The following is a 12,847-nucleotide window of genomic DNA, read 5'->3' on the forward strand; positions in this document are numbered from 1 at the left end:
GCGTGCCCGTGTCGGGGTGGCTCGTTAGTCTCGGGGCGTGACCAGCAAGGACGTTCACGAGCTCAATCCCAGCGAGGACGCCGAGGGCGTGCCCGCCGACCCCGCCGCCGCGAGCGCGGCCGAAGGCGTCGAGGACGTGCCGCCCGACGTGCGCGAACAGTACGCGGAGCTCGCCGAGGAGGTGCGCGGCCACCAGTTCCGCTACTACGTGCTGGATTCGCCCACGATCTCCGACGGCGAGTTCGACGAGCTGTTCACCCGGCTCCAGCGGATGGAGTCCGAGCATCCCGCGCTGCAGGCTCCCGACTCGCCCACGCAGGTGGTCGGTGGCACCTTCTCCACCGCGTTCACACCGGTCGCGCACCTGGAGCGCATGCTCAGCCTCGACAACGCCTTCGACTCCGAGGAGCTGGCGGCGTGGGTCGAGCGCGTGGAGCGCGAGGTCGGCGGCAGCGCCCACTACCTCTGCGAGCTCAAGATCGACGGCCTCGCGGTCAACCTGCTCTACCGCGACGGCCACCTGGAGCGGGCGTTGACCCGCGGTGACGGCCGCACCGGCGAGGACGTCACGCTCAACGTGCGCACCATGGGTGACGTGCCCGAGCAGCTCACCGGCACCGACGAGTACCCGGTTCCGGCCCTGGTGGAGGTGCGCGGCGAGATCTTCTTCCGCGTCGACGAGTTCGCCGAGCTCAACGCCAAGCTGGTCGATGCGGGCAAGGAACCGTTCGCCAACCCGCGCAACGCCGCCGCCGGATCGCTGCGCCAGAAGGACCCCCGGGTGAGCCGTTCCCGCCCGCTGCGGCTGATCTGCCACGGTCTGGGCAGGCGGGAGGGTTTCGAGCCAAAACGCCAGTCTGAGTCCTACGCGGCGCTCAAGGCGTGGGGCCTGCCGGTGTCCCGGCACACCGTCGTGCTGTCCACCGTGGATGAAGTCCTCGGCCACATCCAGCACTGGGGCAAGAACCGCGACTCCGCCGAGCACGAGATCGACGGCGTGGTCATCAAGGTCGACGAGGTCCCGCTGCAGCGCAGGCTCGGCGCCACCTCGCGCGCGCCGCGCTGGGCGATCGCCTACAAGTACCCGCCGGAGCAGGCCACGACCAAGCTGCTGAACATCGAGGTCAACGTGGGCCGCACCGGCAGGGTCACGCCGTTCGCGGTGATGGAGCCGGTCAAGGTCGCCGGTTCGACGGTGTCGATGGCGACCTTGCACAACGCCGACGAGGTGCGCCGCAAGGGCGTGTTCATCGGTGACCGCGTGGTCATCCGCAAGGCCGGTGACGTCATCCCCGAGGTCCTCGGCCCGGTCGCCGACGTGCGCACCGGTGACGAGCGCGAGTTCGTCATGCCGGAGGCGTGCCCGGAGTGCGGGGCGCGGCTGGCGCAGCAGAAGGAGGGCGACGTCGACCTGCGCTGCCCGAACGCCCAGGGCTGCCCGGGTCAGCAGCGGGAGCGGTTGTTCTACCTCGCCAGCCGCAAGGTCCTCGACATCGACGCGCTGGGTTACGAGGGCGCCTCCGCGCTGCTCAACGCGGGTGTGCTCGGTGACGAGGGCGACCTGTTCGACCTCGACGAGGCGAAGCTGCTCAAAACGCCGCTGTACACGACGAAGGAGGGCAACCTCTCGGCCAACGGCGCCAAGCTGCTGGCGAACCTGGAGGAGGCCAAGCAGAAGCCGCTGTGGCGGGTGCTGGTGGGGCTGTCGATCAGGCACGTCGGGCCGACCGCGGGCCAGGCGTTGGCGCGGGAGTTCGTGACGCTGGAGCGGATCGAGCAGGCTTCCGAGGAGGAGCTGGCCAACACCGACGGCGTCGGGCCGACGATCGCCACGGCCGTGCGCGAGTGGTTCGCCGTGGAGTGGCACCGCGAGATCGTGCGCAAGTGGCGCGAAGCCGGTGTGCGGATGGCCGACGAGCGCGACGAGTCGATCCCCCGGACGCTGGAAGGCATGTCGATCGTGGTCACCGGGACGTTGCAGCAGTACTCCCGGGACGAGGCCAAGGAGTCGATCATGGCCCGCGGTGGCCGGGCGGCCGGTTCGGTGTCGAAGAAGACGGCGTTCGTGGTCGTCGGTGATTCCCCGGGCTCGAAGTACGACAAGGCCATGCAGCTGAAGGTCCCGGTGCTCGACGAGGACGGTTTCACGGTGCTGCTCCAGGAGGGCCCGGAAGCGGCCACCGAGCGGGCGCTGCCCCCGGAGGAGTGAGGGAACCGCTGGTGCGGGGTGGCAGGATCGCGGCCATGGCAACGATTCGGGCCGCCCTTCCGGCGGAGTACGAGGTCGTGGGGGAGATCGCGGCGAAGGCGTACGCCGATGCGGGAAACCTCCCGGCCGATGGTTCGTACGTGTCCGTGCTGCGCGACGCCGCCGACCGCGCGGCCGAAGCCGAGCTGCTCATCGCCCTCGACGGTGACCGGCCGGTCGGCACGGTGACCGTGATCCGCCCCGGCGACAGCTACGCGGAGATCGCGCGTGCGGGCGAGATCGAGTTCAGGATGCTCGCGGTCGCCCCGGACGCCGGTGGTCAGGGCGTGGGCCGCCAGCTCGTCGAGGCTGTCGTGGAGCGCGCCTTGGCCGAAGGTTTCGGGCGTGTGGTGCTGTGCGTCTCGGAGACGGCGGAGACCCCGCGACGCCTCTACGAGCGGATGGGGTTCCAGCGCCTGCCGGACCGCGACTGGAGCCCCAACGGTGACTTCCGCCTGCTCGGTTTCTGCCTCGACCTCGGGGCCTGAGCCGCGCGGGTCACCGGTGAGCGGACCCGCGCTCGATGATCGGCGCGCCCGCGATCATCATGCCCTTTGCCGGGTCGGTTCGGACCACAACCGCCGGCTGGTGGGCGCAGCGCCTCAGCCGTCGAGTACGACCGAGACGATGCCCGCGAGGTGGGCGAGGCGTGCGAGTTCCGCCGCGCGGAACATCGGGCCGCCGGGGCGCCCGGCCAGCAGGACGCGGTCGGGCTTGCCGATGGGGGTGGCGGCCAGCTCGGTGCCCAGCTCCTGCCAGGTCTCCGGCACCCACGTCTCGTCGCCGTCGAGGATCGTGGCGCGCGGCAGCGGCAGCCACGGGAGCTCCAGGTAGCCCTCCTGGGGGGCGGAGGTGCTGGCGGCCAGTTGCTCGGCGCCGCCGGAGCGGTGCCCGAACACGATCGCCCAACCCGATCGGATGATCTTCGGGACGCCTTCGGCGAAGATCTGCAGGCCGCGTCCCGGCTCGGCCGCGATCTCCTCGACCAGCTCCAGCTCGCGGTGGGTGTCCAGCACGCCCGCGTAGGGGCGGACCGCGTCGACCTCGACGCCGTCGATGGACTCCGCTGCGGTGATCAGCACGTCCGGTGGGCGCCCGGAGGGCAGCTCCACCACGAGGTCGTCGATGGCCACGCCGCCGATGCGTTCGACGACGTCGACGCTGAGGATGTCGGCACCGATCTCGCCGAGCGCGCTCGCCACCGACCCGAGGTTGCCGGGTCGATCCGGTATCTGCACCCGGATGAGGAAGGACACCGGACTCAACGCCTCCAGTTTCATGCACGACACCTCGCCGGCCGCGCGTTTTTCCTTCGCCTGCTCGTCCGCTTGCGCGGCCACTCGTGCGAGGAACAACCGCGAGGAAATTGTGTCAGACGCGGCGTAGTCATCTTGCTACAGCACTCCACGGAGTAGAACGACCAGGCCATCAGCGAAAGTTCCCGGGCGCGCCTCGCCAGGCACGACCCCTGCCAGGTCTGGCAGCGTGGTCGCCATAGACTGGGATGTACTCGTAAACCGGACATGACCAGGGAGCCTTCGCAGTGTCCAAGATCTCCCGCGACGAGGTCGCACACCTCGCCGGCCTGGCGCGGCTGGCCGTCACCGAGGCCGAGCTCGACACCTTCGCAGGCCAGCTCGACCAGATCCTCGATGCGGTGGCGAAGGTGGGGCAGGTCGCTGCGGACGACATCCCACCCACGTCGCACGCCGTGCCGGTGACCAACGTCTTCCGCGAGGACGAGGTCCGCCCGGGCCTGACGCGCGAGCAGGCGCTCGCAGCGGCGCCCGCGGCCGAAGAGGACCGCTTCCGCGTTCCGCGCATTCTGACTGAGGAGGCCTGATGAGCCACGATTCCCCTTCCGCTTGTCGAGGCCGACCGGGTGCGGGTGTCCCGCAGAACACTGAGGAGGCCTGATGAGCCTGACCGGGCTGACCGCGTCCGAGCTCGCCGCCAAGCTGGCGGCGGGGGAGGTCACGTCGGTCGAGGTGACCCAGGCGCACCTGGACCGCATCGCCGCCGTGGACCCGCTGGTGCACGCGTTCCTGCACGTCGACGCCGAGGGCGCGCTCGCCGCGGCCCGCAAGGCCGACGAGGACCGGGCCGCCGGCAAGGCGGCCTCGCCGCTGGCCGGTGTTCCGCTGGCGCTCAAGGACGTGCTGACCACCACCGACATGCCCACCACCGTCGGGTCGAAGATGCTCGAGGGCTGGATGGCGCCCTACGACGCCACGGTGACGCGCAGGCTGCGCGAGGCCGGTGTGGTCGTGCTGGGCAAGACCAACATGGACGAGTTCGCGATGGGCTCCTCCACCGAGAACTCCGCCTACGGCCCGACCCGCAACCCGTGGGACACCGACCGCATCCCGGGCGGCTCCGGCGGCGGCTCCTCGGCGGCGCTGGCCGCGTTCGAGGCGCCGCTGGCCATCGGCACCGACACCGGCGGTTCCATCCGCCAGCCGGGAGCGGTGACCGGCACCGTCGGCGTGAAGCCCACCTACGGCGGCGTGTCCCGCTACGGCCTGGTGGCGTTCTCCTCGTCGCTGGACCAGCCGGGCCCGTGCGCGCGGACCGTGCTGGACGCGGCCCTGCTGCACGAGGTCATCGCCGGGCACGACCCGATGGACTCCACCTCGATCGACCAGCCGGTTCCGCAGGTGGTCGAGGCCGCCAAGCAGGGCTCGGGCGGCGACCTGACCGGGGTGAAGGTCGGCGTGGTCCGCGAGTTCTCCGGTGAGGGATACCAGCCGGGCGTGCAGCGCGCCTTCGACGCCGCGGTCGCGCAGCTGTCGAAGCTGGGCGCCGAGGTCGTCGAGGTCTCGTGCCCGCACTTCGACTACGCGCTGGGCGCCTACTACCTGATCGCGCCGAGCGAGTGCTCGTCGAACCTGGCCCGCTTCGACTCGATGCGCTATGGCCTGCGCGTCGGCGACAACGGTGAGAACAGCGCCGAGCAGGTCATGTCGATGACCCGCGAGGCCGGTTTCGGTCCGGAGGTCAAGCGGCGCATCATGCTCGGCACCTACGCGCTGTCCTCGGGCTACTACGACGCCTACTACGGCCAGGCGCAGAAGGTGCGGACGCTGATCACCCGCGACTTCGACGCCGCGTTCGAGCAGGTCGACGTGCTGGTCTCGCCGACCACCCCGACCACGGCGTTCAAGATCGGGGAGCGGGTCGACGACCCGATGGCGATGTACCTCGCCGATCTGTGCACGATCCCGTCCAACCTGGCGGGCAACGCCGCCATGAGCATCCCGTGCGGACTGTCCGATGAGGACGGTCTTCCGGTGGGTCTGCAGATCATGGCTCCGGCCATGGCCGACGACCGGCTCTACCGGGTCGGCGCGGCCTACGAGGTCGCCAGGGACGCCGTGCAGGGCGGTCCGCTGATCAACCGTGCCCCGAAGCTGGAGGCGGCGGTATGAGCCGCTCCCACGCCACCGATGCAGGAGGTCGCAAAGTGAACCCGAAGTTGAAGGCAGCGTTCCAGCTCGCTTCCGTGCTCTCGGCGGCGTTCGGGCTGAAGGCGAGCTACAAGGCCGCCCGCGAGAAGAACGACAAGCTCGAACTGGCCGACGTCGTCATCACCACGCTCGGCCTGATCACCGGTACCGCGCTGGCGGTGCGCGCACTGCGCAAGGGGAGTGACGAGGAGTGACCGCCGTCGCCGAGATCATGGACTACGACGAGGTGCTGGCCCGGTTCGACCCGGTGCTGGGCCTCGAGGTCCACGTCGAGCTCTCCACCAAGACCAAGATGTTCTGCGGCTGCGCCAACGCGTTCGGCGCCGAGCCCAACACCCAGGTCTGCCCGGTGTGCCTGGGCCTGCCGGGCGCGCTGCCCGCGGTCAACGGCAAGGCCGTCGAGGCAGCGATCCGGATCGGTCTGGCGCTGAACTGCCAGGTAGCGGAGTGGTGCCGGTTCGCCCGGAAGAACTACTTCTACCCGGACATGCCGAAGAACTTCCAGACCTCGCAGTACGACGAGCCGATCGTCTTCGACGGTCACCTCGACGTGGTACTCGACGACGGTGAGACGTTCCGCGTCGACATCGAGCGGGCACACATGGAGGAGGACACCGGCAAGTCGCTGCACATGGGTGGTGCCACCGGTCGCATCCACGGCGCCGACTACTCGCTGCTGGACTACAACCGGGCAGGCGTGCCGCTGATCGAGATCGTCACCAAGCCGATCACCGGTGCGGGTGAGCGCGCCCCGGAGGTCGCCCGCGCCTACGTGACCGCGCTGCGCGACCTGCTGCGCGCGCTGAACGTCTCCGACGTGCGGATGGACCAGGGTTCGCTGCGCTGCGACGCGAACGTGTCGCTGATGCCCAAGGGCGCCGAGGAGTTCGGCACGCGCACCGAGACCAAGAACGTCAACTCGCTGCGCAGCGTCGAGCGCGCCGTGCGCTTCGAGATGCAGCGGCACGCGGCGGTGCTGACCTCCGGCGGGTCGATCCTGCAGGAGACCAGGCACTTCGACGAGTCCACCGGTTCGACCTCGGCGGGTCGCCCGAAGGAGACCTCGGAGGACTACCGGTACTTCCCGGAACCCGACCTGGTGCCGATCGCGCCTTCGCGCGAGTGGGTCGAGGAGCTGTCCAAGACCCTGCCGGAGCTCCCGTGGGAGCGCCGTCGCCGCGCCAAGGAGGAGTGGGGCCTGTCCGACGAGGAGCTCCGCGACCTCGTCAACGCCGGTGCCCTGGAGCTCATCGCCGAGACGGTCGAGGCCGGTGCGGCGCCGGGCGACGCCCGTTCCTGGTGGGTCGCCTACCTGTCGCAGCAGGCCAACACCCACGGCGTCGAGCTGGCTGACCTGGAGATCACGCCGAAGCAGGTCGCGCGGGTCGCGGCGCTGGTCGGCGAGGGCAAGCTGACGAACAAGCTGGCCCGCCAGGTCGTCGACGGAGTGCTCGACGGCGAGGGCGAGCCGGACGAGGTCGTCGCGGCTCGCGGCCTGGAGGTCGTCTCCGACGACTCCGAGCTGCAGAAGGCGGTCGACGAGGCCCTGGCGGCGCAGCCGGACATCGCGGAGAAGATCCGCGGCGGCAAGGTCCAGGCGGCCGGAGCGGTGGTCGGTTCGGTCATGAAGGCCACCAAGGGCCAGGCCGATGCCAAGCGGGTCCGCGAACTCGTCCTTAAGGCCTGCGGCCAGTAACCACGCATCACGAGGAACGCCCCCGACCGGCACCGGTCGGGGGCGTTCCTCGTTTGCGCGCGGATGGAGGCGGTGTAGCGGTCCGGGCGGATCAGGACCGTGGTTCCCGCGTCGCAGGCGTCAGGTTCACGGCTCCTAGTCCTTGCCGGCCGTGCCGCCGGTCGGGGGCTCCAGGCGCAGGACCCGGTCGTCGCTGGGAACGGGACGGCCGCCGTCGCGGTTGGTGGTGCCCAGCCACACCATGCCGTCCGGGGCCAGCGCAGCCGTGGCGAAGCGGCCGTAGCGGTTCTCCAGGACCTTGGTGGGCTGGCCGGTGAAGCTGCCGTCCGGCGCCGGTTGCAGCGTGTAGAGCGCGGAGGCGTCGCGCAGCGCCACGATCACGGTGGACGGGTCCGCCGCGCACCCCGACACCCCGGGCCGATCCGGCCAGGTCCAGGCCGGATTGCGCAGCGGCTCACCGAACTTCACCTGGTAGAGGGAGTCCCTGCCGCTGTTGCGGTCGGTCACCCAGAACACGCTCAGCGCGGCCGTGCCGCAGATGCCGGTGGGCTCGTTCAGCCCGGAGGTCACCACCGGCGAATCGCGCTGCGGGTTCCCCTCGGCGGGCTTGCCGAAACCGTCGATGCGCAGCAGCTTCCCGGACAGCGTCGAGGGATTGGCGGAGTCGGCCGGGTCGCCGGCGTTGCCGGTGGCCACCAGCAACGCGCCCTTGCCGTCGTCGAGGAGCGCGCCCGAGTTGCCGGTGGGGCCCTTGGGGATCCCGGTCAGCACCGGTTTCGGGCTGTCGCCGCTGGCGATCCGCACGACCCGGTTGTCGGTGCCGGTGGTGACGTAGGCGTAGAAGAGCTCGTCCTCGTGGTACGTGGGCGACAGGGCCAGGCCCGTGAGCCCCCCGCCGCTGCTCGCGTCGACGGGGATCTGCGCCAGCTCAACGGGTTTCGCGCCCTTCTTCACGCGCAGCACGCGACCCGTGGAGCGCTCGCCGACCAGCGCGCTCTGCCCGTCCGGCAGCACCGCGATCGCACCGACCGGGTCCAGGCACGTCGTGATCACCGCCGGGTCGGGGTCCTCGCAGCCGACCGGTTGCGCGGGCGGCTGCGGTTTCGCCTCGCCCGGCGCCTCCGACGGTGGGGCTTCGCTCTCGAACGAGGGTTGCGGCCCGGCCTGCGGCGCCAGCGAGGGCTGCTCGGCGAACGGCCGGTTGTGCTCGTCGGGGAACTCGGCGCATCCGCTCAGCACGATTCCGAGCACCGCGAAGGCGCCCACCAGCGCACGAGTCCGACCCATCACGCCTCCGACCCTATCCGCAGCCGGGTGAACGCGTGGTGAGCCACCGCGATCAGCCGTTCCCGCTGGGTCGGGCGGGTCGGCGGGGTCAGAACGGGGGGTGCTGGGCGCGGCGGCGCGGTCGTCGGCTTTCCGGGAGCGGGAGGCGGATCCGGCGGACCAGCGGGGGTGGCGGGTCGATGCCGCGGCGGGCGCATTCGACGGCCTCGACCCGGCGCAGCAGCAGCGCCAACTCCTCCCGGACGGTGTCCGGGGCTTCCAGCGGGATGAAGTGGGACGCGTCGAGCATCCGCACCCTGGCCTGCGGGAGGGAACCGACCTGCCGCGCCGTGGTCAGCGGTTCGCCGAGGGGATCGTTGCGCCCGGCCAGCAGCGTGACCGGGCAGCTGATGCGCGGCAGTCCGTCGCGCACCGACGCGCTCCAGGCCAGCGCGAGCTCGACGTGCCTGCGCCAGTCGTGCTGCACCAGGTTGCGCAGGGCGGCCGTGATGCCGGGGAGGTCGCCGTCGTCGGGCAGCAGGCCGACCTGGCGCAGCAGGCGGGCGGGCCAGTCCCCGACCGGCAGCTGGGCGGTGATGGACTCCAGCAGGTCGCCGGTCAGGCGCAGCGAGGCAGAGCCGCCCGCGGCCAGCAGCCTGCGCATCGCGTCGGGCACGCCGACGCTGGACAGCAGCATCTCCGCGCCCGCCGTGGGCGGTCCTGCCAGCAGCAGGAGCCCGCGCACCCGGTCGGGGTGGCGGGCGGCGAGCTCCACGGCCAGGGAAGTGCCACCCGACCAGGCGAGGACGACGCAGTCGGGCGTGTCGGCGTCGTCGAGGACCGCGAGGGCGTCGGCCACGTGCTCACGGGTAGTGCCGGAGGAAATGCGCTCCGGTGACCAATTCAGCACCTGGGCCGCGCAATCGAGAGGAAGCAATTCCTGCGCCGAAACGAGTTCGGGAAGCATAAGCACCGCTCTCGGTGCGAACGAAGACGGCGGCCAGTCCTCACCGAGGTCCAGGAAATGCGCACCACCTGCGAAGACATCGGATTTGGCCGACCTCGGCCCGCGGAATTCTGGGTCCTCCATCGGGACATTTTCCACCCCGGACGAGTCCGGTGGTATCGAACCTGTCACGTGTGGGGAAGGTTTTATCGCAAAGGGTCGCACTTTCAGGTGAAGATGCCCTAGCCTCCTGCGGCGTGAGCATCCAAGACGATCGCCCCGGCGGTGCGGGCGGCTCCCCCGACGATCGCAGCTACGGCGCGCACGCTCAGCGGCCCCGCGGCGCGAGGGTTTCGGCCAAGAGCACGCAGAGCCTCGGCGCACGCCAGCACAACTACTACGACGAAGACGACGGCTACAGCGACGGTGAAGCGACCTCGCTGGTGAGCGGCGTCGGCGAAGACTCCGGCTACGCCGAGGAACTCGGCAAGAAGCGCAAGCCCTTCGCCTGGAACGCGGGAACCGACCTCGGCCTGCTGATCCTGCGCCTGGCGCTGGGAGGGGTCTTCCTCCTGCACGGTTCGCAGAAGCTGTTCGGCACGTTCGGCGGCCCTGGCCCGGAGGGCTTCGCGGAGGTGCTGTCCGGCATGGGCTTCCAGCAGAGCGCTGCGCTCTCGCTGGTCACCGGGGGTACCGAGCTCGGTGCGGGTGCGCTGCTGGTCCTGGGCCTGTTCACGCCGGCCGCCGCGGCCGGCGTGGTGGGTCTGATGGCCAGCGCGGTGTTCGTCAAGCTGGGCGCCGGTTTCTTCAACGCCGATGGCGGGTTCGAGATGGATGCCATCCTCGGTGCCCTCGGTCTCGGCGTGATGTTCACCGGTCCCGGCCGGGTGGCCTTGGACTACGGGCGAGTGTGGTTCCGCCGTCCGTTGGGATTCGGCTTCTTCGGCCTGATCATCGCGGCTGGCGCGGCCGCGGCGATTCTGATCCTCTTCCACCGCCCCTGAGACGAGCACCGACGAAATCGGGCCCCGGATCCAACCAAGGATCCGGGGCCCGAATTCACGTCCTCACAGTGCGACGTGCTCGTTTTGCTCGCCGGTGCGGGTGGCGGAACCTGAGCGGCTCCGTGGACTGCGGGTGCCACTCCTGATGTATGTCCAATACACGGCGGAGTGGCCGTCCTCGCCACGAAGCCGCTCAGAACCCGCGGCGGTGCCGGCTGCTCGGGTGGGGCAAGGAGGAAGTGGCTTCGCCACTTGGCTCACGCAACGACCCGGCTCACTTGTTCACATCTCGGACTGCTCCGTAGGAGGCTGAGGTGGCTAGTTTGGCGTAGGCGCGGAGGGCTGTGGTGACCTTGCGCTCGCGGTCGACCGGGTGCCAGGGGTTCTCGCTGGCCTCCATCTTGGCGCGGCGCTCGGCCAGGACCTGCTCGTCGACCAGCAGTTCCAGCTTGCGCTCGTGGACGTCGATGAGGATCTGGTCGCCGTTCTCCACCAGGCCGATGAGCCCGCCGCCCGCGGCCTCCGGCGAGATGTGCCCGACCGACAGGCCCGACGAACCACCGGAGAACCGGCCGTCGGTGATCAGCGCGCACTTCTTGCCCAGGCCGGAGCCCTTCAGGAACGCGGTCGGGTGCAGCATCTCCTGCATGCCGGGGCCGCCTGCGGGGCCCTCGTAGCGGATCACCAGCACCTCACCGGGCTGGATCTCCTTGTTCAGGATCGCCGACACCGCCTGCTCCTGGCTCTCCAGCACCCGCGCCGGACCCTGGAAGTGCCAGAGCTCCTCCTCGACGCCGGCCGCCTTGATGACCGCGCCGTCTTCGGCGAGGTTGCCCTTGAGCACGGCCAGACCGCCGTCGACGGTGTAGGCGTGCTCGACGTCGCGGATGCAGCCGTTGGCGGCGTCGGTGTCCAGCGACGACCAGCGGTTGTCGGTGGAGAACGCCTTCGTGGTGCGCACCCCGCCGGGCGCGGCGTGGAAGATCTCCAGGGCCTTCTCCGACGGCGATTCGCCGCGGACGTCCCACTGGGACAGCCACGCGGTCAGGCTCTCGCTGTGCACGGAGGCGACGTCGCGGTGCAGCAGACCGGCGCGGTCGAGCTCACCCATGATCGCGCTGATGCCGCCGGCCCGGTGCACGTCCTCCATGTGGTAATCGGAGTTCGGCGCGACCTTCGACAGGCACGGCACCTTGCGGCTGATCTCGGCGATGTCGTCGAGCGTGAAGTCGATCTCGCCCTCCTGCGCGGCGGCGAGGGTGTGCAGCACCGTGTTGGTGGAACCGCCCATCGCCATGTCCAGCGCCATCGCGTTCTCGAAGGCCTGCTTGTTGGCGATCGAGCGCGGCAGGACGGTCTCGTCGTCGGACTGGTAGTAGCGCTTGGCGATGTTGACGACCGTGCGGCCGGCCTCCTGGAAGAGCTCGCGGCGCGCGGCGTGGGTGGCCAGCGTCGAGCCGTTGCCCGGCAGCGCCAGTCCCAGCGCCTCGGTCAGGCAGTTCATCGAGTTCGCGGTGAACATGCCCGAGCACGAACCGCAGGTCGGGCACGCGGAGCGCTCGACCTCGGAGAGGCCTTCGTCGTCGACCGCCGAGTTCGCCGAGGCCGAGATGGTGGTGATCAGGTCGGTCGGCGCGTGCGCGACGCCCTCGACCACGACGGCCTTGCCGGCCTCCATCGGGCCACCGGAGACGAACACCGCGGGGATGTTCAGCCGCATCGCGGCGTTGAGCATGCCCGGGGTGATCTTGTCGCAGTTGGAGATGCACACCAGCGCGTCGGCCTGGTGCGCGTTGACCATGTACTCCACCGAGTCGGCGATGATCTCCCGCGAGGGCAGCGAGTAGAGCATGCCGCTGTGGCCCATGGCGATTCCGTCGTCGACGGCGATGGTGTGGAACTCGCGCGGCACGCCGCCCGCCTCGCGGACCGTCTCGGCCACGACGTCACCGAGGTCGCGCAGGTGCACGTGCCCGGGCACGAACTGGGTGTAGGAGTTGGCGATCGCGACGATCGGCTTGCCGAAGTCGTCGTCGGTCATGCCGGTGGCGCGCCACAGCGAACGGGCGCCGGCGGCATTCCGGCCGTGAGTCGTGGTTCGGGAACGCAGCTGAGGCATTGGGGAGACCTTCTTCGATTCCAGGCTCTGTGCGGTGGGGCCGGGTGCGGAGCCAGCGAGCTTCAACGCGAACGGCCCATCCCGCTGGCGTCGCCTTGTGG

The 12,847-nt window shown here is 70.4% G+C and carries 11 protein-coding genes; 7 read left to right on the forward strand and 4 right to left on the reverse strand.

The window, feature by feature from the left end; all coding sequences use genetic code 11:
* Positions 1-37 precede the first annotated feature (37 nt).
* Positions 38-2,209 carry an NAD-dependent DNA ligase LigA gene (ligA, locus tag AB0J78_RS11850; RefSeq protein ID WP_363788925.1) on the forward strand — a complete coding sequence of 724 codons (2,172 nt, stop codon included), beginning with the start codon at positions 38-40 and terminating at the stop codon, positions 2,207-2,209.
* Between the two features lie 35 nt (positions 2,210-2,244).
* Complete coding sequence (locus AB0J78_RS11855) at positions 2,245-2,736, forward strand: GNAT family N-acetyltransferase (protein WP_363788926.1); 492 nt, start codon at positions 2,245-2,247, stop codon at positions 2,734-2,736.
* Positions 2,737-2,850: 114 nt separating this feature from the next.
* Here AB0J78_RS11855 and AB0J78_RS11860 read toward each other — a convergent pair whose 3' ends face one another.
* A complete protein-coding gene (locus AB0J78_RS11860) occupies positions 2,851-3,504 on the reverse strand; it encodes an amino acid-binding protein (RefSeq protein WP_363789310.1) in 654 nt (217 codons plus the stop codon).
* Between the two features lie 287 nt (positions 3,505-3,791).
* Here AB0J78_RS11860 and gatC point away from each other — a divergent pair, with 287 nt between their 5' ends.
* From gatC to gatB, 4 genes are all read left to right on the forward strand, one after another.
* Entirely contained in the window at positions 3,792-4,091 is a 300-nt protein-coding gene (gatC, locus tag AB0J78_RS11865) for an Asp-tRNA(Asn)/Glu-tRNA(Gln) amidotransferase subunit GatC (protein WP_093413507.1), read from the forward strand.
* Positions 4,092-4,164: 73 nt separating this feature from the next.
* Complete coding sequence (gatA, locus tag AB0J78_RS11870; protein ID WP_363788927.1) at positions 4,165-5,676, forward strand: Asp-tRNA(Asn)/Glu-tRNA(Gln) amidotransferase subunit GatA; 1,512 nt, start codon at positions 4,165-4,167, stop codon at positions 5,674-5,676.
* Positions 5,677-5,711: 35 nt separating this feature from the next.
* Positions 5,712-5,909, forward strand: coding sequence for a hypothetical protein (locus AB0J78_RS11875; RefSeq protein WP_363788928.1), 198 nt, complete (start codon positions 5,712-5,714; stop codon positions 5,907-5,909).
* Positions 5,906-7,411, forward strand: a complete 1,506-nt coding sequence (gatB, locus tag AB0J78_RS11880; protein ID WP_363788929.1) for an Asp-tRNA(Asn)/Glu-tRNA(Gln) amidotransferase subunit GatB — start codon at positions 5,906-5,908, stop codon at positions 7,409-7,411. The genes AB0J78_RS11875 and gatB overlap by 4 nt, the downstream gene beginning before the upstream one ends.
* A 135-nt stretch (positions 7,412-7,546) precedes the next feature.
* On the opposite strand, the gene AB0J78_RS11885 is transcribed toward gatB, so the two are convergent.
* Together AB0J78_RS11885 and AB0J78_RS11890 are read right to left on the reverse strand one after the other, a co-directional pair.
* Positions 7,547-8,698: a PQQ-dependent sugar dehydrogenase gene (locus AB0J78_RS11885; protein WP_363788930.1), complete on the reverse strand. Its 1,152-nt coding sequence runs from the start codon at positions 8,696-8,698 to the stop codon at positions 7,547-7,549.
* Between the two features lie 88 nt (positions 8,699-8,786).
* Positions 8,787-9,767, reverse strand: a complete 981-nt coding sequence (locus AB0J78_RS11890) for an alpha/beta hydrolase (RefSeq protein WP_363788931.1) — start codon at positions 9,765-9,767, stop codon at positions 8,787-8,789.
* A gap of 113 nt (positions 9,768-9,880) precedes the next feature.
* Here AB0J78_RS11890 and AB0J78_RS11895 point away from each other — a divergent pair, with 113 nt between their 5' ends.
* Positions 9,881-10,627, forward strand: a complete 747-nt coding sequence (locus AB0J78_RS11895; protein ID WP_363788932.1) for a DoxX family protein — start codon at positions 9,881-9,883, stop codon at positions 10,625-10,627.
* Between the two features lie 274 nt (positions 10,628-10,901).
* Here AB0J78_RS11895 and ilvD read toward each other — a convergent pair whose 3' ends face one another.
* The gene (ilvD, locus tag AB0J78_RS11900; RefSeq protein WP_363788933.1) at positions 10,902-12,746 is read right to left on the reverse strand and encodes a dihydroxy-acid dehydratase; all 1,845 of its coding nucleotides are present in this window, start codon (positions 12,744-12,746) and stop codon (positions 10,902-10,904) included.
* Positions 12,747-12,847 lie beyond the last annotated feature (101 nt).

Origin of the sequence: Saccharopolyspora sp. NPDC049426, assembly GCF_040676935.1 — a bacterium.
In the GTDB taxonomy this organism is placed as follows: Bacteria; Actinomycetota; Actinomycetes; order Mycobacteriales; family Pseudonocardiaceae; genus Saccharopolyspora.